This is a genomic window from Arthrobacter sp. P4_H3 (assembly GCF_056400885.1).
In genome coordinates this window covers 16,303-37,645 of the sequence record NZ_JBFUKK010000012.1, presented here as the reverse complement: position 1 = coordinate 37,645, position 21,343 = coordinate 16,303, and the positions used below count along the sequence as shown (strand labels likewise).

General features: G+C 66.5%; 19 protein-coding genes. 16 read left to right on the top strand and 3 right to left on the bottom strand.

Going from position 1 to position 21,343, the window contains the following annotated elements; all coding sequences use genetic code 11:
* Nucleotides 1–39 precede the first annotated feature (39 nt).
* Nucleotides 40–1,311, bottom strand: coding sequence for an alpha-hydroxy acid oxidase (locus AC1DRE_RS16340; RefSeq protein ID WP_476985567.1), 1,272 nt, complete (start codon nucleotides 1,309–1,311; stop codon nucleotides 40–42).
* A gap of 133 nt (nucleotides 1,312–1,444) precedes the next feature.
* Between AC1DRE_RS16340 and AC1DRE_RS16335 the strand changes: the two genes are divergently transcribed.
* Nucleotides 1,445–3,079 carry a PucR family transcriptional regulator gene (locus tag AC1DRE_RS16335; protein ID WP_476985566.1) on the top strand — a complete coding sequence of 545 codons (1,635 nt, stop codon included), beginning with the start codon at nucleotides 1,445–1,447 and terminating at the stop codon, nucleotides 3,077–3,079.
* A 44-nt stretch (nucleotides 3,080–3,123) separates the two neighbouring features.
* Complete coding sequence (locus AC1DRE_RS16330; protein ID WP_476985565.1) at nucleotides 3,124–3,591, top strand: SRPBCC family protein; 468 nt, start codon at nucleotides 3,124–3,126, stop codon at nucleotides 3,589–3,591.
* 37 nt (nucleotides 3,592–3,628) lie between these two features.
* On the opposite strand, the gene AC1DRE_RS16325 is transcribed toward AC1DRE_RS16330, so the two are convergent.
* Entirely contained in the window at nucleotides 3,629–5,143 is a 1,515-nt protein-coding gene (locus tag AC1DRE_RS16325; RefSeq protein ID WP_476985564.1) for an MFS transporter, read from the bottom strand.
* Nucleotides 5,144–5,722: 579 nt separating this feature from the next.
* Here AC1DRE_RS16325 and AC1DRE_RS16320 point away from each other — a divergent pair.
* On the top strand, nucleotides 5,723–6,718 hold the full coding sequence (locus AC1DRE_RS16320) for a TM2 domain-containing protein (protein WP_476985563.1): 996 nt from the start codon (nucleotides 5,723–5,725) through the stop codon (nucleotides 6,716–6,718).
* An 86-nt stretch (nucleotides 6,719–6,804) separates the two neighbouring features.
* Here the strand turns inward: AC1DRE_RS16320 and AC1DRE_RS16315 are convergent, their stop codons facing one another.
* A complete protein-coding gene (locus AC1DRE_RS16315; protein WP_476985562.1) occupies nucleotides 6,805–7,311 on the bottom strand; it encodes a mycothiol transferase in 507 nt (168 codons plus the stop codon).
* A gap of 235 nt (nucleotides 7,312–7,546) precedes the next feature.
* On the opposite strand from AC1DRE_RS16315, the gene AC1DRE_RS16310 reads away from it, so the two are divergent.
* From AC1DRE_RS16310 to AC1DRE_RS16250, 13 genes are all read left to right on the top strand, one after another.
* Nucleotides 7,547–8,062, top strand: a complete 516-nt coding sequence (locus tag AC1DRE_RS16310; RefSeq protein ID WP_476985561.1) for a hypothetical protein — start codon at nucleotides 7,547–7,549, stop codon at nucleotides 8,060–8,062.
* Between the two features lie 11 nt (nucleotides 8,063–8,073).
* Entirely contained in the window at nucleotides 8,074–8,586 is a 513-nt protein-coding gene (locus AC1DRE_RS16305; protein WP_476985560.1) for a hypothetical protein, read from the top strand.
* A gap of 54 nt (nucleotides 8,587–8,640) precedes the next feature.
* Nucleotides 8,641–9,138, top strand: coding sequence for a DinB family protein (locus AC1DRE_RS16300; protein ID WP_476985559.1), 498 nt, complete (start codon nucleotides 8,641–8,643; stop codon nucleotides 9,136–9,138).
* On the top strand, nucleotides 9,101–10,741 hold the full coding sequence (pdxR, locus tag AC1DRE_RS16295) for a MocR-like pyridoxine biosynthesis transcription factor PdxR (protein WP_476985558.1): 1,641 nt from the start codon (nucleotides 9,101–9,103) through the stop codon (nucleotides 10,739–10,741). The genes AC1DRE_RS16300 and pdxR overlap by 38 nt, the downstream gene beginning before the upstream one ends.
* Nucleotides 10,742–10,852: 111 nt before the next feature.
* Nucleotides 10,853–11,938 carry a sugar phosphate isomerase/epimerase family protein gene (locus tag AC1DRE_RS16290; protein ID WP_476985557.1) on the top strand — a complete coding sequence of 362 codons (1,086 nt, stop codon included), beginning with the start codon at nucleotides 10,853–10,855 and terminating at the stop codon, nucleotides 11,936–11,938.
* Nucleotides 11,935–13,233, top strand: a complete 1,299-nt coding sequence (locus AC1DRE_RS16285) for an MFS transporter (RefSeq protein WP_476985556.1) — start codon at nucleotides 11,935–11,937, stop codon at nucleotides 13,231–13,233. The genes AC1DRE_RS16290 and AC1DRE_RS16285 overlap by 4 nt, the downstream gene beginning before the upstream one ends.
* A gap of 230 nt (nucleotides 13,234–13,463) precedes the next feature.
* A complete protein-coding gene (locus AC1DRE_RS16280; RefSeq protein ID WP_214950871.1) occupies nucleotides 13,464–13,841 on the top strand; it encodes a MarR family winged helix-turn-helix transcriptional regulator in 378 nt (125 codons plus the stop codon).
* Nucleotides 13,838–15,094, top strand: a complete 1,257-nt coding sequence (locus AC1DRE_RS16275; protein ID WP_476985555.1) for an MFS transporter — start codon at nucleotides 13,838–13,840, stop codon at nucleotides 15,092–15,094. The genes AC1DRE_RS16280 and AC1DRE_RS16275 overlap by 4 nt, the downstream gene beginning before the upstream one ends.
* 204 nt (nucleotides 15,095–15,298) lie before the next feature.
* Nucleotides 15,299–16,282: a LacI family DNA-binding transcriptional regulator gene (locus AC1DRE_RS16270; RefSeq protein WP_476985554.1), complete on the top strand. Its 984-nt coding sequence runs from the start codon at nucleotides 15,299–15,301 to the stop codon at nucleotides 16,280–16,282.
* Between the two features lie 123 nt (nucleotides 16,283–16,405).
* Nucleotides 16,406–17,725, top strand: a complete 1,320-nt coding sequence (locus tag AC1DRE_RS16265; RefSeq protein WP_476985553.1) for an ABC transporter substrate-binding protein — start codon at nucleotides 16,406–16,408, stop codon at nucleotides 17,723–17,725.
* The gene (locus AC1DRE_RS16260) at nucleotides 17,722–18,732 is read left to right on the top strand and encodes a carbohydrate ABC transporter permease (RefSeq protein ID WP_476985552.1); all 1,011 of its coding nucleotides are present in this window, start codon (nucleotides 17,722–17,724) and stop codon (nucleotides 18,730–18,732) included. Before AC1DRE_RS16265 ends, AC1DRE_RS16260 begins: the two co-directional genes overlap by 4 nt.
* Entirely contained in the window at nucleotides 18,729–19,643 is a 915-nt protein-coding gene (locus AC1DRE_RS16255; protein WP_476985551.1) for a carbohydrate ABC transporter permease, read from the top strand. The genes AC1DRE_RS16260 and AC1DRE_RS16255 overlap by 4 nt, the downstream gene beginning before the upstream one ends.
* The gene (locus tag AC1DRE_RS16250; RefSeq protein WP_476985550.1) at nucleotides 19,640–21,319 is read left to right on the top strand and encodes an alpha-amylase family glycosyl hydrolase; all 1,680 of its coding nucleotides are present in this window, start codon (nucleotides 19,640–19,642) and stop codon (nucleotides 21,317–21,319) included. Before AC1DRE_RS16255 ends, AC1DRE_RS16250 begins: the two co-directional genes overlap by 4 nt.
* Nucleotides 21,320–21,343: the final 24 nt, after the last annotated feature.

The following is a 21,343-nucleotide window of genomic DNA, read 5'->3' as shown; positions in this document are numbered from 1 at the left end:
CGGGAGGAAGGCACTGTGTGCCTGCATGTTCAGAACTCGTTAGTGCGTGTTGCCTGACGCCGTTGTTTCGATGATTTCTCCGGAACGGCGGATGTCCCGGAGAATTTCCCCGCCCCGGGCCTTCAACTCGGAAATGCTGGAAACGCCTACTAACGTCATGGTACGCCGCAGTTCATCCCCGAAGATCTCGATGATGCGCCCGACGCCCGGTGACCCGGCCGCCACCAATCCGTAGAGGTACGCCCTGCCGATGGAGCAGGCATCGGCACCCAGCGCCAGCGCCTTGAGGATGTCGCTGCCCCGCCGGATGCCCGAGTCCACATAAATCTCCATCGAATCGCCCACCCGCTGGCGGGATTCCTGCAGCACGTCCATGGGACTGAGCATGTGGTCCAATTGGCGGCCGCCGTGGTTGCTGAGCTGGACGGCATCCAGGCCGATCCGGGCGGCCTTTTCCACGTCGGCCGGGTTGACGCAGCCCTTGAGCACGATCTTGCCGTGCCACGCCTGACGCAGGGCGTCCAGCTCCTTCCATCCGCTGGTGGCATCCGAGTGGCCAAGGATGTGCTGCCACATCGACGGGGTGACCACGGAGGTGGCCGCCGCACTGCGCGGATCCAGGTTCGGAAAACTGATGCCGTCCGCCTTCAGGAAGTTGATCCACCAGGACGGCCGCCGGGAGATGTCCGCAATGGTGGACAGCGTCAGCGCCGGAGGCGCGGTGAAGCCGTTGTGCAGGTCCCGTTCCCTGGCGCCCAGCGCCCTGGTATCGACGCCGACAATCAGCGTGCTGAAACCGGCGGCTTCGCAGCGGGCCAGTTTGTCCTTCAGCGCCTGGGCGTCGGAGGTGAGCCCGATGTTGAACCAGCGGTCGAGTGCCGGATGGGCCTCGGCGATGGTTTCCATGGCCACGGTGCTCAGCCCCGCCAGCCCGTAGGGGATGCGGGCCCGGTCGGCGGCGGCCGCGACGGCCAGCTCCCCCTCGGGATGGAACAGGCGGGTTGCCCCGGTGGGCGTCAACGTCAGGGGCAGGGCACTCTTTTTCCCGAGCAACGTGGTGCCCGTGTCGGGTCCGGATACCGGGCCCCAGCTGGGCATAAGCGCCCAGGAATCGAAGACGGCGCGGTTGCGGCGGAGCGTCACTTCGTCCTCAGAGCCGCCGTCGAGGTAGTCAAAAATTCCCGCCGGCAGGACTTTGCGTGCCGACTTTCGGTATTCCTCCACATTGAAAGCGTTGGCCAGCACACGGCGCCGCCGGGATAAGACAGGGGCTTTGACCTGGACGAGCTGCCTGGCTTCGCTGATTTTCAAGGACGGCCTTTCCACTGCGTGCGTGCGTTACGGTTCAGCGTAGGAAGCGGAAGTCCGTGCCACTATGGAGATAACGACAAATTAAGGGGCATTGAATTAGCACTACCTACCAAACCGTGCGTTTGGCGACACCGTGAAGGTGCCTCCCGCGGCGGAGACTCACGGCCTGCCCACCCTGGCGGATGTCGCGCGTTCGGCGGGATCGGAAATTGTCAGTCTCGTCGAAATGCCGGCCGACGACCAGCAGCTTGTGGCGGGTTCCGTGCTGTACGATTCGACGGCCCGGCCCGCCACGTTCCCCGGCGCTGTTGCCCTGGCCATCGGCCTGTCGCTGTCAGGAAAACGCCTAAGCGTGAAGGTCCAGGAACTCCACGACGCCGGCTACGTGGCCATTGTGTACAAGTCCAACGGCAACCCGGACACCGCCCTCCGGGCAGCCGCCCGGGAAACGGGCATGGCCCTGTTCCGCGCCTCCGACTCGGTTCCGTGGAACCAGCTGGCGGAGATCATGGACGCGGCCGTGGTCCCGCACCGGCAGTCAGGCCGCACCCTGGTGGACATCCGCCCCGGGGACCTGTTCGATCTGGCCAACACCGTCGCGGCCCAGGCCGGCGGCGCCATCGCGATCGCCGATCCGGACCAGACGATCCTGGCCTATTCCACCCTCCCGGACCAGCCCATCGACGAGACGAGGCGGAGCTCGATCCTGCGCCTGCACGTGCCGCATTCCGTGCAGACCGACAAGGACTACCGCCGCGTCCACGCCGCCAGCGATGCGTTGAATGTGGCGACGGAGGACCCCCTGCTCCGTCGCACGGCCATTGCCATCCGGGCCGGCGGCGCCGTGCTGGGATCGCTCTGGCTGCTCGAACGCGCCGAACACCACAACGAGGACGCGAACCGGATCCTGCGCGAAGCCGCCAACGTTGCCGCGCTCCATATCCTGCACAAGCGCACCACGTACGTCTCGAACCTCACCCGCCAGATGGACCTGGTCCGGCCGCTGCTGTTCGAACCGGAGCGCGCCGAGCTGGCCGCCATGCGGCTGGGAATATCGGCCTCTTCGATCCGTGTGGCCGCCCTCAGCGTCTGGCCGGCGGACGCCAGAGCGGCCGAAACGCTGCAGTCACGCCTCAGGCTCTTTGACACCATCCGGACCGCCTGCGCCATCCGGCTGCCCTCCGCCGTCTGCGGGCTCTCGGACGGCATCGTCTACATCGTCCTGCCGCAGGGCACTGAAGCGTCCGTGCAGTTTCAGCGCGGCGCGATTCTCAAGATCGTCCAGAACGCACGGCAGCTTCTGTCACGCCCGGTCCTGGCCGCCCTGGGTGTGGCGGCCGCGATCGACCGGCTGGCAGAGTCCCGGGTCAACGCGGAACTGGTCCTGTCCGAACTGGTCCGCAACGTCGTCGAGGGGCGCATAGCTGCCGACTCCGATGACGTGGTGGCCGACGACGACTCCCTCGGCTCACGGCTGCAGCTGCGCCAGATCGTCTCGTCGCTGACGGCGTCCGGTCAGCTGCCGGGAACCCACGCCCTCAGGATCGCCGAGTACGACGAACGCCATAGGAAATCCTTTGAAGAGACCATCCACGCCTACCTGGGCTGCGGCGGCAACGCGATCGAGGCCGCCAAGTCCCTGGACGTACACGTGAACACGGTCCGCTACCGCCTGTCCCGGGTGGAGGCCCTCTTCGGCATCGACCTGGACGATCCCGAAACGCGCCTGCTCGTATGGCTGCAGTTGTGGGCGAGACACAACCAGTAGAGCCGCTTCTTCCGTCACCGCGCGGAGGATGCCAGAGTTGAACGATGAACGAGGCAACCGGGAACGAGGAAACAGGCGGGCTGGTCCTGAACCTGGAGTGCACGCTCCCTGCTCCCCCGGAGGAAGTTTTCAGGACGCTGACGGAACCATCCGAACTGGTGAAATGGTGGGGCCCGCACGGCTTCACCATCCCGGCAGCCGAGCTCAACCTTGTGGTGGGTGGGCCCTACCGGTTCCGCATGACACCACCGGACGGTGAGCCCTTCCACCTTTCCGGCAAGTTCCTGGACATAGATCCGCCCTGGCGCCTGGTGTTCACCTTCCGCTGGGAGGAACCCACGCCGGACGACCGGGAAACCGTGGTCGACCTATCCCTCCAAAGCGCCGGCAAGGCCACACGCCTGGCGCTCTCGCAGGGACCGTTCCTGACGGAGGAGCGGCTGGCCCTTCACCGCGGCGGTTGGACGGAGTCGTTCGAGAAACTGCAGGCGGTGCTGGGCAGCCGTACCTGAGGAACGGTCAACTGCCGGCTGTCAGGTACCGGGCGCCTCAACTGCCCGGCGTCGTCCCCGAGTGTCCCACGTGAGACGCACGCGCAGCTTCGTAGCTGCTGTCGAACGGGAGCGTGTCCATGTCCAGCAGGGGGTTCTCGTCCTGCGTCGCCACCAGCTCGCGGGCCGCTTCGTCCGAGTCCACGCTGGGCATTGACCCGGGCAGGTGCCGACGGGCGGATTCCGGCAGGAAGTAGATGGTGACCGCGGCGATCGCCGAGGTGGCCATCAGGTAGTAGGCGGGCATCATGTCGTTGCCCGTCGCCTGGATGAGGGAAGCGATGATGAACGGGGTGGTACCGCCGAAGATGGCGACGGCAAAGTTGTAGGCGATGCCCATGGCCCCGTAGCGGTGGGCCGTGGGGAACAGTGCCGGCAGCGCCGACGCGAGGTTGGCCACGAAGAACGTGACCGGGAAGGCGATCATGGCGAGGCCGGCAATGGTTGCCGGAACGGTTCCGATCGAGATCAGAATGAACGCCGGCGTCGACAGCACCACCGTGCTGACGGCACCGATCCAGAGCACCGGACGCCGCCCGATCCTGTCCGAAAGACGCCCGGTGAACGGGATGCACAACGACATGACCACCAGGACGGGGATGGTCAGCAGCGTTCCGTGGACCTCGTCGTATCCCTTGTTGGTGGTCAGGTACGTTGGCATGTAGGACGTGAGGGCATAGCCCACCGTGTTGCCGGCAGCCACCAGAATCATGGCCAGCACGATCCTGCGCCAGTGAGCCTTGAAAATGCCCACCGGGCCCACGGGCCCGAGCACCTCGCCGGTCTCGGGATGCCGGGCTGATTCCTCTTCCGCATCGAGGGTTGCCTGGAAAGCAGGTGATTCCTCAATCTTCATCCGGAAGTAGATGGCGACGATGCCCAGCGGACCGGCGATCAGGAACGGAATGCGCCAGCCCCACGCCTCCATCTGGCCCTGGCCCAGCGTCAGCTGAAGGGCGGAAACCAGCCCGGCTCCGAGGGCGAAGCCCAGGTAGCTGCCCATGTCCAGGAAACTGACGAAAAAGCCGCGGCGCCTGTCCGGCGAATGCTCGCAGACGAACGTGGTGGCGCCAGCGTACTCACCACCGGTGGAAAACCCCTGGATCAGTTTGGTGACCACGAGAAGCACGGCGGCCCAGATGCCCAGCACCGCGTAACCCGGGAGGAGGCCGACGACGAACGTCGCCGCCGCCATCAGCATCAGGGTCATGGCCAGCACCTTCTGGCGGCCGATCTTGTCGCCGAGCCAGCCGAAGAACATGCCGCCCAGCGGACGGGCGATAAATGTGGCCCCGAAGGTGCCCAGCAGGAACAGGTTCTGTACGGCTTTGTCCGCCTCGGGCAGGAACACGGGGCCCATAGTGGTGATCAGGTAACCGAACACGCCGACGTCATACCATTCCATGGTGTTGCCGACGATGGTGCCGCCGAGCGCTTTCCTCAGCGTGTGGTGGTTGACAACATTGACGTCCGAGACACGGAGGCGGCGGATTTTCGGGGGCTGGGCGGTCATGGCTGCGACCCTCCCGCGTCGACGTTCATCTGTCCCTGGCACTGGCTCTGAAGAAGCATTGTCATTCCTCCATGGGAGGTCACGCGTCATCCCCAAATGGCGCCATCTTGGGCGTTGGACTCACGGTGCTCCGACCATTTTCGCACCGTTGCCCGGACACATCAATGAAATACCGCATTTCACCACCCGCCGTGACCTCCTGGCGGGCAGCGGGCGCAACCCGGGCGCCGCCGTCGTACTCCCCGCCCGGCGGGAGTATGGAGGACGCCGAGTCGGCGACATGTCCCGTGAGGCCGGGACGGGTGGCTGCGGTATTGCTGTGCAAAACCTGTTCCAGTCCTGCGCGAATACTGCATAAATCGGCACGTGCGCTGAGGCATGCTGTAACCCGGGCGGCTACACCGTAGACGCACTTCTGGGGGGAAGCGAACGTCACATGAGCATGCCATCGCGCCAAGCCATCCTTCCGCACCGCCCGAGAGCGAATCACCGGCGAACCCCGTCCAGTTGACGGCATACCTCGCATCCATCACGCACTCCGGGCGCCCCGGCACCAGGGCGCCCTTTGAAAGGAACCCAATGAGCTCAAAAGACCCCTACGGCGCACCCCAGCAGCCGCAGCCGCAGCAGGCCCCCTACGGCCAGGGGCCCTCCTACGGGCAAGCCCCCACTTATGGGCAGACCCCCGCCTTCGGGCAAGCACCCGTGGCCACACAGCCTTACCCCGGCGCCCCTGGCCAGTATCCGGGTGCCCCGGCCCCCTATCCCGGTGGCCCAATGCTGGGTGGATACGGAGTGAGCAACAAGTCCTTCCTTGTGACCTGGCTGCTCTCCCTGCTCGTCGGAGTATTCGGCGTCGACCGTTTTTACCTGGGCAAGGTCGGTACCGGACTGCTCAAGCTGTTCACCTTCGGAGGCTTGGGTATCTGGGCACTCGTTGACCTTATTCTCGTTCTGGCGAACAAGCAGCGCGACAAGCAGGGCCTCCCGCTGGAGGGTTATGACCAGCACAAAAAGGTCGCCCTCATTGTGACCGGAGTGGTCGTTCTCCTCAGTGTCATCTTCAACTCCACCCGAGGTCCTTCAGTTCCTGTTTCCGCACCTGCGGCTAATCAGGCAGCTGACGCCCCCGCTGCAGAGCCTGCAGCCAAAGCCCCGGCGGTTGAAGCCCCCGCTGCGTCCTCCGAAAAGAAGGTCGGCGAGGCATTTACTGCTGACATGGGCAACGGGAACACCGCCAAGATCACCATCCTTTCCGCCACCTACGGCCCCTCGATCACGACTGGTCCGTTCGACAGCCCGGCGAAGAACGGCGGCTACCTGACCCTCGATGTGCTTTGGGAGACGGAGAAGGGTGAGACCACCAGCAACCCGCTGTACTTCAAGGCCAAGGACGCTGACGGCCGCTCCGCCAGCGTTGAACTCATCATGGATGACCAGCTGGGTTCCGGCGAGATCCCGGCCGGCGACAAGGCACGAGGCAAGGTTGCCTTTGACATCAAGCCGGGCACGTCTACCGTCATCATCACAAACCCGATCCTGCAGGAAGTCGCACGCATCAGTGTGACCCCGTAAGGGCTGACATTCCCCGAGGGAGCCCTCGTTTGGGGGCTCCCTCATCCATGGGGTCCGGGGTGCTGTCCAGCCGTCGACCAGGAGGGCTAGCCGGGGCGGTTCAGGCCCTTGGCGTACGCGGCCTGCCCCACGTGCTGGAGGCAGTCGGCAATCGTGCTGACCAGCCGCACGCCGAGGGTGACGGGCGGGTCCCAGCGGGTGTCGACGATGCGGTCGAGATCCGCGTCGCTGAGGCTCTGCAGGAAGTCCACGGTCTGCCGGTGAACGGCGTCATAGTATTCGAGCAGCAGCGCCGGCGGGGCCTTCACCGAATCGACCTGCACGCTTGAATGGCCGTAGCCGGTGTCACGCTTCTGCAGCGGCAGGTCGAAGCGGCCCACGAACCCCTGCGAAGTCCAGACCTGTTCCAGGCCGGCGGCGGAGGCGACCTGCGCATCCTCCACCCGGCCAAGGTGCCAGATCAGCCACGCCATCGAGTTTCCGGTGCCCGCGGGCCGCCGGACCAGGACCCCGCCGTCGACTCCTTCAAGAGTGGCTTCCACGGTCTCCCGGATCCGGCCGAAGGCGTCCAGCAACAGTTCGTTGGATTTCATCAGGTCCCCTTTATCAGCGTTGCGGTGAGCCCATGCTCGCATGACGGCTGCGGCGCCGGGTAGTTCTGCCCATCGTCCGCAAGCCCCAAGCGAGCTGCCAACGACTAGAGTCAGGCACGGCTGTCAGACGAAATCAGGGGGACAACGGATGCAACCACCTCAGGGCTACGGCCCGCCGCAGATGCCTGCGCAGGGGCCGCAGGGACCTCCGTACCCGCAGTATGGGCCACCGCCAATGCCTGCCCAGCAACCTCAGGGACCTCCGTACCCGCAGTATGGGCCACCGCAGCAGCGATTTCAGCCACCACCAAAGAAGAGCAAACTCGGCTGGATTCTGGGTGCGGTTGGTGTTGTGACCGTCCTGTTTTTCGCCGGATGCTCCGCCTTGGTCAATGGCATCAACGAAGGAGGCAACCATCAGGAAAAGGTCCGCACGATGATGGCCATGGCGGACAACCTGCCGGAGGAGGATTGGCAGCTCAGGGGTCGCTTTGACCCGAAAGTGGAGCAGGGCTGCCTCTCGATCGACATCGAGTGCGTACGACTGAACGCCGTATGGTCGGTGCCCCATGAGGTGAGTATGGAAGACGCTGCCGCCCGTCTGGGACTGGATTGCAGTGATGCCGCAAGGACCAACAAGGGCTGCCCCCGGAAAAACTCGACAGACGGCATCACAGCAGACCTTCGTACTTATCCGGCCGAGGATGCGCCAGGCACGTGGCAGGTCATCCTTGACCTGAGGGCAAGATAGGAATGCAAGATATGCAACCACCGCAGGGCTACGCCGCGAAGCCGGAACCTTCCCAGCAGCCTCAGGTTCCGCAGAAGAAGAACAAGCTCGGATGGGTGCTCGTTGGCGCCGGCGTCGCAACCGCACTGATCCTTGTCCTCCTCTTCGCCGGTTGCGCCGCCTTGGCTGACGCCGTCAAGAACGACGGCAGCAACGAGGAAAAAGCCCAGGCGATGGTCTCCAAGGCCGACGACCTGCCACAGAGCGACTGGCAACTCGTGGAACGTTCAGATCCGGATACCGGCTGCCTTTCGACAGATACCGCCTGCATCCGGCTGAACGCAACATGGTCGGTGAACCACAAAGTAGGCCTTGAGGACACCGCCAGCCGGCTGGGAGTGGACATCAGCGGCCCGCCAATGGGCAGGTACACCGGTTGCCTCAAGTCCGAAATGGAGGGCGGCGGCATGGCAAGGGTCTGTATCGACCCCGGCCCGGACCTGGACGACACCTGGCTTGTCAGCATTGAACTGACCGCAAAGTAGCGGCTCCTTGCCAGGGTCGTTGCCCCGGCCTGCCGCCCTTGCAATACTTCAGACATGCCTCCCCTCCCCGCCACCTTTGCCGAAGACGTCCTCCACCAGCCTGCCCGCGTCCAGTTCGAGGCCTTCCTCAATGAGCACCGCAGCATGCTCAACTCCTGCCTGGACGGACTGACCGAAGAACAGGCCCGCCGGTCCCTGGTGCCGTCACGGACCACGCTGCTCGGCCTGGTGAAGCATGCCACCTTTGTGGAAAAGGTCTGGTTCGACGAAGCGATCACGTGCCGGTCGCGCGCCGAGATCGGCATCCCGGCCACGCCGGATGAGTCGTTCATCCTCGACGAGGCGGACACCATCGCCACGGTCCAACAGGCCCACCTCGACGCCTGCGAGGCCTCCCGCCGCGCCACGTCAGTCCTGGAGCTCGATGACGTGCTCCGCGGCAACCGCCGCGGACCGCTGCCGCTGCGCTGGGTGTACCTGCACATGCTCCGCGAGCTCGCCCAGCACTGCGGGCATGCGGACATCCTTCGCGAGCAGATCACCACCGGCTAAGGCGTGTCTCCGGGACGTCGTCGTTTCCCCATCGGCCTCCGCAGCTCCGATGAAACCGGGGTGCGTAAAATGGAGCGATGGTGAAATCAGCTCCGCGATTCGCAGGATGAAGAGCCCTGGTGGCCGTCTGCTGGCCGGACTCGAGCTCGACCGCGCCGAGGCTCAGCCCCTGCACCGGCAGCTGTACGCGCAACTGCGCACTCAAATCCTGACGGGTTCACTGCCGAGTGGAACCCGCCTACCCTCGACCCGCACGCTCGTCTCCGAGCTGGGGGTGTCGCGGATCACCGTCGTGTCGGCTTTCGAGCAACTCACCGCCGAGGGCTTCCTGCGCTCACGCGCTGGAGACGGCACGTACGTCGACACCCTGTGGAGCGATGCCGCCCCGCCGCGGCCGACGTCCCGGCCGCCACTGTCCGAGCGCGGGGCCGCCACCTCTTCACGGGGCACCGACCTGTTCAGCGAGGCGCCGCACTCTTGGGCGCCGGCCGAGACGGAATCGTTCGTTGCCAGCCAGGTTGCGTCCTCGGCTTTCCCCGCGGTGACCTGGAAGCGCCTGCTGGGGCGCCATGCCGCGCGCACTGATCAGCTTGCGATCGGATACGGCGATCCGCACGGCCATCGCCCGCTGCGGGAAGCGATCGCGGACTACGTCAACGACGTAAGGGGCCTGGGGTGCACAGCGGACCAGGTCGTGGTCACTTCCGGTGCCCAGCATGCCTTCAACGTGCTGGCGGTTCTCCTGCTCGACGCCGGCGACCCCGTCCTCGTCGAGGACCCGGGGCACATCTCCGGACGGCTCGCCTTCCAGTCCCAGGGCTGCCCGGTCCGGGGTGTCCCCGTTGACGACGAAGGAGCGGTCCTCCCGGACGAACACGATGGCGCGCCGCCGGCCCGTCTGGCCTGCCTGACTCCCGCGCGGCAGCACCCGCTCGGCATCGCGATGAGTCCGGCGCGGCGGGCGGAATGGATCGCCTGGGCGCAGCGAAACGGGAGCTGGATCGTCGAGGACGACTGCGACAGCGAGTTGCGCTACCGCGGAAAACTCCTCCCGACGCTGTTCGGGCTGGATCTGAGCAGGCACGTGATCACCGTAGGCTCCTTCAGCAAGGTGCTCGCGCCTTCGATCCGCCTCGGATATTGCGTGCTGCCGGAGGACCTGGTGGAGCCGTTCGCATCCGCATCATCGGTCATCGGCCGCCCGCCCGCGGTGTTGCTCCAGGCGGCTCTCGCGGACTTCCTGTCAGAAGGACATATGCACGCCCATCTGCGCCGCACCCGGCGTCTGTACGCGGCACGCCAGGACGCCCTGCTCGACGCGATCGATCATCAGTTGAGCCATAGGATCCACGCCTCCCAGGTCGACGCGGGCATGCATGTAATGGGCTGGCTCCGTGAACCGGTGGACGATATCGAGGTGGCGCGGGGACTTGCCGCAGGCGGGGTGTACACCTACCCCCTCGGCGAGTACCGGCTCACCCAACGGCGTTCCCCGGCGTTGCTGATCGGCTTCGCCGGCACCGCGGAGGAGCGCATGCCGCAGGCGGTCGGCAGGATGGCCGCCGCGTGGGACCGATGGGCGCGCAGCACCACAGGTTCCTGAATGGACTTAATAGTTACTCGCATAATGGATCTTTTGAGTAATCCATTACGCGCGTACAAATGAGGAGTGACATTCGCCACCACCCCAGATACGCCTCCCGAGGAGCCCCCGATGCCCCCAGCCGACGCCCGATTCCAGGCGCTCCTAAGACCCCGCCTCAATGACGAGGAAGCGGAGTCCCTGCCCCGCCTGACTGACGAGCTCGCCCGGATCCTGATCAACCGGATCGACAATGCCCGCCTGTTCGCCCACGCCTATGCCCTCCTCGGCAACCTGACCTACGGCGGATACGGGCCCGATGATGTGCTCGACTTCGCGCACCGTCACGGCCTGGCCGGCGCCTGCATCCACCTCCTCGACGGCGAAGAGCGGAGCCTGGGCCGGATGAGCGACGACCAGCTGCGCGGGTTCGCCGGCCGCGCACGCCGCCTGGGCCTCAGCATCCACCTCGAGATCAGCACAACCCTGCGCGCGGACGTGGACGAGGCGGTCCGCATCGCGGGAGTCCTCGGCGTCGAGCACATCCGCCTCTACTCGCGCTTCGAGGGCACCCTCTCCGGGGTGATGACCCTGATCGAGCAGGACCTGCGCCGGCTCGCCTCCCTCGCAGACGAACACGATCTGCACTTCTCCTTCGAGCAGCACGAGGAACTGCGATCCACCGAGATCGCAGAGCTGTTGCGCCGGGTCTCCCATCCGCGACTGCACGCCATGTTCGACTTCGGGAACATGATCAATGCCTGCGAGCGCCCCTTGGATGCCCTCACCGCGCTCGCGCCGCACATCCTGCAGGCGCACCTGAAAGGGGTGCATGTCCTCCCCGAGGGGGACGGGTACGGACACCGCGGCGTGCTGCAGGGAAGTCCTGAGGACGATCTGCCCGGTGCGCGGATGCTCTTCGAACTCCTGATGCTCGGCGAGGACGAGCCCCAGGTCATCGCCCTGGCCCTCGAACAGGAAAACCTCTACTACGCTCCAGCCTTCCGCCACGCCGGCGAGGGCGAGGACCCGTTCATCCCGTACCGCGACCTGAGCACCACCGGCATCCCCGCCGGCTGGACCCGGGATGACTTGCTCGCTGCAGAACCGGGCTGGGCCGACCACCAGGTGGCCTATGTGAAGGATCTGCTCACCTCACTGCGCGACATCGCCGTCTCGCAACTCGACACCACGAACTCCCTGGCAGGTGCACGATGACCACAATGGCAAACACTCCCGAGAAGACCTCGGACCGCACCGACTGGAGCAAATGGATCCGCTTCGCCCTGCTGGTCATGGCGGGCGGCACAATCTACAAGCTCGCCAACCTCAAGGACGCGTTCTACGTCCCCATGCAGGAGGCCATGGGCCTCAGCCACACCGAGATCGGGACGCTGCTGAGCGTCAACTCGATGGTGGCAACGGCTCTCTTCATCGTGGGCGGCTACCTCGCAGACCGCTTCTCCACAAGGATCCTCATCCCGCTCGGTCTCGTCGGCACCGGTGCGCTGGGTCTTTTCCTGAGCACCTTCCCGGGTTTCGGCACGCTCCTCCTCCTGTTCGCGCTGCTGGCCGTCTGCTCGGACTGCCTGGTCTGGCCCGCGCTGCTCAAGAGCATCCGCCAGCTCGGCGGCCCGACGGAACAGGGACGGCTCTTCGGCCTGCTCGAAGGCGGCCGCGGCGTCGTGGACACGGCCGTGGCATTCTCCGCACTGGGAATCTTCGTCCTCCTCGGTTCAGGCACCGGCGGGTTCCGCGCGGCCATCGCCTTCTACGCCATCATCGACGTCGCCGTCGGCGTGCTGCTGTTCCTGCTGCTTCGAAATCAGACAAGCGAGCAGGTCGGTGAGCAGCCCGCAGAGAAGAAGCAGAAGGCCGGCCTCGGCGAGATCTGGCGCGCGGCGAAGATGCCGCAGCTGTGGTGGGTGAGCTTCACCGTGTTCATGGTGTACGTGGTCTACTGCGGCCTCACCTACTTCATTCCCTACCTGACCTACGTCTACGGTCTGCCTGTCGCGCTGGTCGGCGCCTACGGCATCATCAACCAGTACGGCCTGAAGATCCTCGGCGGCCCGATCGGCGGAGTTCTCGCGGACAAGGTGTTCAAGGGTGCGAGCCGGTACATCCGGCTGGCGTTCCTGTGCCTGATCCCGGTGGTGGCGGTGCTGCTGGTCCTGCCGGCCGATCCGGGCAGCCGGATCCCGGCCATGATGGTGACCCTGCTGTTCTCGCTCATCGTCTTCACGATGCGCGGTGTGTTCTGGGCGCCGATGGACGAAGTGGGGATCCCGGAGAAGACCAGCGGCACCGCCTTCGGCACCGCCTGCCTGGTGGGCTACGCACCCGGGATGTTCGCCTTCATGGTCTACGGGGCCATCCTCGATGCGAATCCGGGAGCCGGCGGCTACCACATCGTATTCATCGTGCTCGCGGCGCTCGCTCTGGTGGGAGCGCTGGTGTCCAGCGGCCTCGTGCGGGCCGCCCGGGCCCGACGGGCGGCAGTCGAGGTCTGACGCTTTTCCGGACGCGAACGACGACGGAACCCCCGGAAACCCCCGGGGGTTCCGTCGTGCATAATCCCCACTTGCCGCCAGCACCTCCTCGGAGCATAATGGTTAGCAGAGCTAATTAGCATTGCTAAGTAAATTCCCAGGAGGCGCAACGCACAGTGACGGCAACGGACCGGGAGCCCCAGGACAGCATCAAGCCGGACATTCTGGCCATCGACCTTCGGACGGCGGTGATGCGCACTTCCCGCAGGCTCCGCGTGGAGGCAACCGGTGACGTCATCACGCCGGGCCAGTACACAGTCCTGGCCCAACTCAACGGCGGCGGCCCGCAGACCCTCCGCGAGCTGGCAGAACGCGAGCACGTGCAGGCGCCCTCCATGACCCGGATCGTGAACGCCCTCACAGAGCTGGGCTTTGTCACCCGGACAGCCCATCCGCTGGACGGACGCCAGGTCCAGGTGGGAATCACCCCGGCCGGCGAGGCCATCCTGGCCGAGGCGCGTGAGCAACGGACTGCCTGGCTGGCCCACCGGGTCGCCGGACTGAGCGACGAAGACCGCCGGATCCTGAGCCGCGCGGCCCGCATCATGCAGCAGCTGAGTGCCAAATGAGCGCCATGTTCCAGGCGTTGGAGAACCGCAATTACCGCATGTGGGCGGGCGGGGCGCTCGTCTCCAATATCGGCACGTGGATGCAGCGCGTGGCCCAGGACTGGCTGGTACTGACCGTGCTCACCGACCACTCCGGCACGGCCGTCGGCATCACCACCGGCCTGCAGTTCCTGCCGATGCTGCTGCTTGGCCCCTACGGCGGCGTGCTCGCGGACCGGCACCGCAAACGTGTGATCCTGCTCTGGACGCAGCTGGCGATGGGCCTGTGCGGGCTGGCCATCGGACTCCTGGCGGTGACGGGCACCGCCCAGCTGTGGCACGCCTACCTGGCCGCCCTGTGCCTGGGGCTGGCCAGCGCCATTGACGCACCGGCCCGCCAGTCCTTCGTCTCCGAACTGGTGGGGCAGGACAAGGTGGCCAACGCAGTGGCCCTGAACTCCGCCTCCTTCAACACGGCACGGCTAACCGGCCCCGCCATCGCCGGTGTGCTGATTGCCTGGGTGGGCACCGGGCCGGTCTTCCTGCTCAACGCTGCCAGCTTCGCCGCCGTCATCATCTCGCTGTTCCGGATCCGCACCTCGGAACTGGCCCCGGCCACGCTGGCAGTCCGCGGCAAGCACCAGGTGGCCGAGGGCCTGCGGTACGTGCGGGGCCGCCCGGACCTTGTGCTCATCCTGGTCATGGTGGGGATCCTCGGCGCCTTCGGGATGAATTTCCCCATCACCAACGCGCTGATGTCCACCGCGGAGTTCGGGGTGGGACCGGGTGAATTCGGGCTGCTGGGCTCCATCATGGCCGTCGGGACCCTGGCCGGCGCCCTGCTCGCGGCCCGCCGGTCCGGCCCCCGCCTGCGTTTCCTGCTCGGCGGGGCACTCGGGCTCGGGTTCTTCACGCTGGTAGGCAGCGTGTCGCCGTCGTTCTGGCTCTATGCCGCGGTACTGATACCGGTGGGCCTGGCCTCCATCACGTTCCTGAACAGCTGCAACACCAGCATCCAGCTCTCGGTGGAGCCGCAGTTCCGGGGGCGGGTGCTGGCCCTCTACCTGGCCGTCCTCCAGGGCGGCACCGCCGTCGGGGCGCCGCTGATGGGGTGGATCGGCACGGAATTCGGCGCGCGCTGGTCAGTGGCCGCCGGCGGACTCATTGTGTTGCTGACAGGCCTGCTCTCCGTCATCGCGGTCAGCCGGCGCAGCCCGCTGACCTTCCGGGGACAGCTGCGAACCGCGTTCCCCGGGAAACGAGCCCGTACCTGACGCTTAGGCGTCGGCCTCCACAGCGCCCGCACGTCCCACTTCAAGGCGCTGACAGCGCTGTCAATGGCTCCCCCCGGCCTCCGCGTTTACGAAACGTACAGCAATCCCGAATGCCGCCGTTTAGTGTTGGTGCAGCAGATCACGAAACCGATTACGTAAACCGTTTGCGTATGACGGTGCCAGCAGCACCCGCAAGGAGAAACAGTGGTAACCATCAGGGACGTCGCCAAGCACGCCGGCGTATCTCCCGCCACCGTTTCGCGGGTGGTCAACGGGCTGGTGGGCTACTCCACCGAGACCCGCGAGCGCGTGGAGGACGCGGTCCGGAGCCTCAGCTACGAAACGGACTACCTGGCCCGTGGCCTCAAAACCCGGCAGACCTCCGTGATCGGGCTCCTGGCCCCGATGGTGTCGGATGCCCTCGCCTCGCAGGTCATGCTGGGCGTGGAGCAGGAAGCCCAGGAGCGCGGCTACGCCGTGATGCTGGGCCGCACCGGTGCCAAGTCGGCGTTCATCGCCGGCTACCTGCGGACGCTCCGCACCTACCGGGCGGCCGGCGTCATCCTTATCTCCGCCGTCATCACCCCCGAAACACGGCAGCTGCTGGGGCCTAACATCCCCATCATCTCCGTGGCCATCAGCGACAAGTCCGGCTCACCCAGCGTGGCCATCAACGACGAACAGGCAGCCTACGACGCAACCCGTCACCTGCTGAAGCTCGGCCACCGCCGCATCGGCCTGCTCGCCGGCGACCCCGCCTCCGTCTACGTGGCCCAGCCACGCCAACGCGGCTACCTCCGCGCCATGGCCGAGGCCAAATGCACCCCCGTCACCGCCGCCGGCAGCTTCTTCTACGAAAGCGGCGCCGCCGGCCTGGACGAACTCCTCCACCAGGAACCGGACCTCACCGCCATCTTCGCCATGAGCGACGAGATGGGGGCCGCCGTGGTGAACGAACTGCAGAAACGTGGCCGCCGGGTCCCGGAAGACGTCTCCGTCCTCGGGTTCGACAACACCTCCACCGCCCTGCACGTCCACCCGCCCCTGAGCACCATGGCCCAGCCGCTCGAGGAAATGGGCCGGATGGCGGTCAAGAAACTCCTCCGCTCCCGCGACCTGGGACCGAAGATCATGCCGCACCGGCTGATCGAACGCGGCTCCACGGCGCCACCCTGTACTTCTAACTAGACCAAACCCAACCCACAACCCCACCGGCAACAGCCGGCACTGACTTGTGCCGCCGTCGTCGTACTCCCCTGCGCCCGAAACCAATTGCCACACAACAGACAGAACCCCCTGAAGGAGCAACACATGAGGCAGCGCCGCCGGACCTGGCAGACTCTTCTCACCACCACCGCCCTCGTGACGGCCGCCGCCGTCTCGCTCACGGCCTGCGGCGGATCCGCGCAGGAACCCAAGGCCGCCGCCAACGCCGCCGCGGCGTTCGAAGGCAAGGGCCCCATCAACTACGTCTCCTCCCGCGACGCCTCAGGCGCCGCGCAGAAGAGCATTGACGAATGGAACGCCGCACACCCGGACCAGAAGGTCACCTTCATCGAACTCCCGGACTCCGCGGACCAGCAGCGCCAGCAGCTCATCCAGAACGCCCAGATCAAGTCGGACACGTTCAGCGTGCTCAACCTGGACGTGGTCTGGAACTCCGAATTCGCCGCTAACAAGTGGGTCCTCCCGCTCCCCGCGGACGCCATCCCCACGGCGGACATGATCCCCGCCACCGTCAACGCCGCGAAGTACCGGGACTCCCTCTACGGCGCCCCGTACTACACCGACGGCGCGCTCTTCTACTACCGCACCGATCTGCTGAAGGCCGCCGGCGTGGCCGCCCCGCCCAAGACCTGGGAGGAAATGAAGGCCGCCTGCGAAAAGGTCCTGGCACTGCCCGAGGCCAAGGGCATGTCCTGCTATGCCGGCCAGTTCGACAAGAACGAGGGGCTCACCGTCAACTTCTCCGAAGCCGTGGCCTCAGCCGGCGGCAGCATTGTGGACGCCGAGGGCAAGCCCACCGTCAACACCGCCGAAGCCAGGCAGGGCCTCTCCCAGCTGGTGGACGGCTTCAAGGACGGCCTCTTCCCCAGCGACGCCATCACCTACCTCGAGGAACAGGGCCGCCGCGCGTTCCAGGACGGCAAAGTGGTGTTCCTGCGCAACTGGCCGTTCCTCTACTCGTCGCTGAGCGCCACGGACGGCTCCAGCTCCGTGGCCGGCAAGTTCAACATCACCTCCATCCCCGGCACCAAGGGCCCCGGCGTCTCCACCCTGGGCGGCCGCAACCTGGCCGTCTCCCCCTTCACGCAGAACAAGGCAACGGCACTGGAGTTCATCAAGTTCTTCACCAGCCAGGACCAAGCCCAGAAGCGCCTGGCCCTCAGCTCCCGTGCACCGGCCTACGCCGCGCTCTATGAGGACCCCGCCGTCGTGGCCAAGCGCCCGTTCTTCCCCACCCTGCTCGAATCCCTGACCAACGCCCAGCCCCGCCCGAAGGTGGTCCAGTACGGCGCCACCACCAAGGCCATCCAGGAAGAGGCGTACGCCGCGCTCACTGGCGCCAAGGACACGGACGCCGCCCTGAAGGACATGCAGGCCAAGCTCGAAGAGATCACCGCGAAATGACAACCACAGTTGATTCTTCGGCGCCGCAGGACCTAAAGTCCCCAAGAAGCCGCAGCCTCAAGACCCGCACGCCCGGCGAAGGCCGTATGGCCGCCATGCTGCTCTCCCCCACGCTCCTGGTCCTGGCACTGGTGATCGTGTACCCGCTCATTTCGGCCGTCCACCAGTCCCTCTTCAGCGCAGAGTCCGGGCTGGACGCGGACGGCTTCGTCACCGAGGGCGAGGCCTTCGTGGGCCTGGCCAACTACGCGGACCTGTTCGTGGGCGAATCCGGCCGGCGCTTCCTCAACGCCTTCGGCAACACCACGTTCTTCACCGTGACCACAGTGCTGCTGGAAACCGTCCTGGGCCTGTGCCTGGCGCTGGCCATGCACCGGGCGTTCCGCGGCCGGGCCTTCCTCCGCGCCAGCATCCTGGTCCCGTGGGCCGTGCCCACAGCCGTCTCCGGCCTGCTGTGGCGCTGGATCTTCCAGTCGGACGGCATCGCCAATAGCCTGCTGGGCAGCGAGATCCTCTGGACCGCCGAAGGCACCGCCTCCAAGCTGGCGGTGATCATCGCCGAGGTGTGGAAGACGGCACCGTTCATCGGCCTGTTGGTCCTGGCCGGCATGCAGATCATCCCGGAGGAAGTGTACGAGGCCGCCAAGATCGACGGCGCCGGCTGGTGGCGCCAGCTGGGCTCCATCACGCTCCCCCTGGTCAAGCCCACGCTCCTGGTGGCCGTGCTCTTCCGCATGCTCGACGCCCTGCGGATGTTCGACCTCCCGTTCGTCCTCATCGGGCCCGGCAAGGAGTCCGTGGAAACCCTCTCCATGCTCGCCTGGGACGAGTCCAACCAGCTCCGCTACGGCTCCGCCTCCGCGTTCGCCGTCGTGCTGTTCCTGTATGTCGCCGTCGTCGCCGTGGTGTTCGTGAAGGTGCTGGGCGCGGACGTCACGGGCGCGAAAAAGTTGGGCAGCAAGAAGCTCAAGGCAAACCGTTCACAGAAGGCCGAGGCCACCCGATGACCATCACCGAACTCCGCAGCCTCGCCACCGACGGTCAGCGGCGCGCCGGCCAGCAGAACGCGGGTACGCCCGTCCCAGCGAAGAAAAAGCGCACCTGGCGCTCCTATTCCGTGTACGCCGGGCTGGTGCTGATCTTCGCCTACTGCCTGGCGCCGTTCTACTGGATGATCGTCTCCAGCCTCCGCCGCACCGCGGACATCTTCGACAACACCTTCCTGCCTGCGCCGTTCTCCCTCGAGAACTACGTGAAGGTGTTCGACGGCTCCACCATGTTCGGCCAGGCCCTGCTCAACAGCCTGATCGTGGCCGGCACCACCACGGTGTTCGCCCTGGTGCTGGGTGTGTTCGCCGCGTACGCCATCTCCCGGCTGGAGTTCCGGTTCAAGTCCGTGATCCTCGGCGTTATTATTGCGACGTCGATGTTCCCCGGCATCTCGGTGGTGGTCCCGCTGCTGAGGTTCTTCACGGACCTCGGCTGGATCAACACCTACCAGGCGATGATCATCCCGAACCTGTCCTTCGCCATCCCGCTCGCCGTCTGGAACCTGACCACGTTCATGAAACAGCTGCCGTTCGACCTCGAAGAAGCGGCGATGATCGACGGCTGCACCAAGTGGCAGGCGTTCCGGAGGGTGCTGTTGCCGCTGGCCGCGCCCGGAGTGTTCACCACCGCCATCCTGACGTTCATCCACAGCTGGAACGAGTTCATCATCGCCCTCTCGATGATCAACGACCCCAAAATCCAGACCGCCACCGTGGCCATCTCCAAGTTCACCGGCGCCACCGAATTCCAGGCCCCGTTCGGCGAACAGATGGCCGCCGGCGTGATCGTCACCGTCCCGCTGGTGATCATGGTCCTGATCTTCCAGCGCCGGATCGTGGAAGGCCTCACCGCCGGGGCCGGCAAATGAGCGCTATCGCTGTTTCACAAGAAGCGCACGACGCCGACTGGTGGGAGTCCGCCGTCATCTACCAGGTGTATCCGCGCTCCTTCGCGGACGGCAACGGCGACGGCGTGGGAGACCTCGCCGGGCTCACCGCACGCCTCCCGTACATCGCCTCGCTGGGCGTGGACGGCATCTGGATGACGCCCTTCCAGCCTTCCCCGCAGGTGGACCAGGGCTACGACGTCAGCGATTACTGCGGCGTGGACCCGCTCTTCGGCACCATGGACGAGTTCGACCGGCTGCTGGAGCTGGCCCACTCGCTGGGCCTGCGCATCCTGCTCGACGTCGTGCCCAACCACTGCTCCTCGGCCCACCCGCTGTTCCAGCAGGCCCTCGCGGCCGGGCCGGGCTCGCCGGAGCGGGACATGTTCCACTTCGTCGAGGGCCGCAGTTCCGGCCCGGACTCCCGCAGTGACCTGCCGCCCAACAACTGGCAGAGCGTGTTCGGCGGGCAGGCCTGGAGCCGAGCGGACCCGGGCCCGGAAAGCAGCAGTCCACCTACGGACACCGAGTGGTACTTGCACCTCTTCTCGGCCGGCCAGCCCGACTGGAACTGGCGGAACCCCGCGGTGGGCGATTACTTCGAAGGCGTGCTCCGCTTCTGGTTCGACAAGGGCGTGGATGGCCTCCGGATCGACGTCGCGCACGCCCTGTTCAAGGCGGACGGCCTACCGGACGCAGCGTCCGCCACCGCCGTGGTGGACGGGCTGCGGTCCAATCCGCTGGTCTCGGACCAGGAGGAAGTCCACGAGGTGTACCGCCGCTGGCGCACCCTCGCCGAGAAGTACCAGCCACACCGACTGCTGGTGGGCGAAGTCAACCTGGAACCCGCCCGCGCAGCCCGCTACACCCGCGCGGACGAGATGCACCAGGCATTCGCGTTCGCCTTCGTGAAGCTCGGCTGGGATCCCGCGGCCTGGGCTTCTGTGGGATCGGAGCTGGAGGCCGCGCGGCAGCTCCACGGTGCCGCGCCGAGCTGGGCGCTGGAAAACCACGACATCGTCCGCTCCGTGACCCGCTTCGCCGGTAGCGGGGCGGGCGGCGGCGAGCTGGGTGTCCGCCGGGCCCGGGCCGCCCTGCTGGCACTGCTTGGACTCCCCGGCGCGGCCTACATTTACCAGGGCCAGGAACTCGGCCTGCCCGAGGTGGACGTCCCCGTGGAGGCCCGGGTGGACCCCATGTGGGCCCGCGGCGGCGTTACCCGCGACGGCGCCCGCGTCCCGCTGCCCTGGACCGAGGACGCGGCGCTGAACCACGGGTTCTCGCTTGGTTCCGGGGCTGAGCCGGCGGCGAGCCACGCATCGCCGCCGTGGCTGCCGCAGCCCGAGGGCTGGGGCAGCCACGCGGTCGAAACCCAGCAGCAGGATCCCGGTTCCACGCTCGCACTGGTAACTGCCGCCGTCGGACTCCGACGCAAATTGCGGGAGCAGGGCGTGTTCACCGCGGACGACGGCGGCAGCTGGCGTGTGGAGGACGGGAACCTGCTGATCTGCGAGCGCAGCCCGAAGTTCCTGGTGGCCGTCGCGATGGGATCCGGGCCGGTGCGGCTGCCGGCCGGGACCGTGCTCGCCAGCGCGGTCCCGCTGGAAACCGACGGCTGGCTGCAGCCGGACAACGCCGCGTGGGTGCTGCGGGACTGAGGTGCTTCGGGACTGAGGTGCTTC

Bases quoted from the DNA above. Each gene is read 5' to 3' on its own strand.
- AC1DRE_RS16315 (WP_476985562.1), bottom strand. From the start codon at position 7,311: ATGAAATCCAACGAACTGTTGCTGGACGCCTTCGGCCGGATCCGGGAG.
- AC1DRE_RS16255 (WP_476985551.1), top strand. From the start codon at position 18,729: ATGACCATCACCGAACTCCGCAGCCTCGCCACCGACGGTCAGCGGCGC.
- AC1DRE_RS16305 (WP_476985560.1), top strand. From the start codon at position 8,074: ATGCAACCACCGCAGGGCTACGCCGCGAAGCCGGAACCTTCCCAGCAG.
- AC1DRE_RS16290 (WP_476985557.1), top strand. From the start codon at position 10,853: ATGCCCCCAGCCGACGCCCGATTCCAGGCGCTCCTAAGACCCCGCCTC.
- AC1DRE_RS16280 (WP_214950871.1), top strand. From the start codon at position 13,464: ATGCGCACTTCCCGCAGGCTCCGCGTGGAGGCAACCGGTGACGTCATC.
- AC1DRE_RS16325 (WP_476985564.1), bottom strand. From the start codon at position 5,143: ATGACCGCCCAGCCCCCGAAAATCCGCCGCCTCCGTGTCTCGGACGTC.
- AC1DRE_RS16265 (WP_476985553.1), top strand. From the start codon at position 16,406: ATGAGGCAGCGCCGCCGGACCTGGCAGACTCTTCTCACCACCACCGCC.
- AC1DRE_RS16260 (WP_476985552.1), top strand. From the start codon at position 17,722: ATGACAACCACAGTTGATTCTTCGGCGCCGCAGGACCTAAAGTCCCCA.
- AC1DRE_RS16300 (WP_476985559.1), top strand. From the start codon at position 8,641: ATGCCTCCCCTCCCCGCCACCTTTGCCGAAGACGTCCTCCACCAGCCT.
- AC1DRE_RS16310 (WP_476985561.1), top strand. From the start codon at position 7,547: ATGCCTGCCCAGCAACCTCAGGGACCTCCGTACCCGCAGTATGGGCCA.
- AC1DRE_RS16250 (WP_476985550.1), top strand. From the start codon at position 19,640: ATGAGCGCTATCGCTGTTTCACAAGAAGCGCACGACGCCGACTGGTGG.
- pdxR (WP_476985558.1), top strand. From the start codon at position 9,101: ATGCGGACATCCTTCGCGAGCAGATCACCACCGGCTAAGGCGTGTCTC.
- AC1DRE_RS16330 (WP_476985565.1), top strand. From the start codon at position 3,124: ATGAACGAGGCAACCGGGAACGAGGAAACAGGCGGGCTGGTCCTGAAC.
- AC1DRE_RS16275 (WP_476985555.1), top strand. From the start codon at position 13,838: ATGAGCGCCATGTTCCAGGCGTTGGAGAACCGCAATTACCGCATGTGG.
- AC1DRE_RS16285 (WP_476985556.1), top strand. From the start codon at position 11,935: ATGACCACAATGGCAAACACTCCCGAGAAGACCTCGGACCGCACCGAC.
- AC1DRE_RS16320 (WP_476985563.1), top strand. From the start codon at position 5,723: ATGAGCTCAAAAGACCCCTACGGCGCACCCCAGCAGCCGCAGCCGCAG.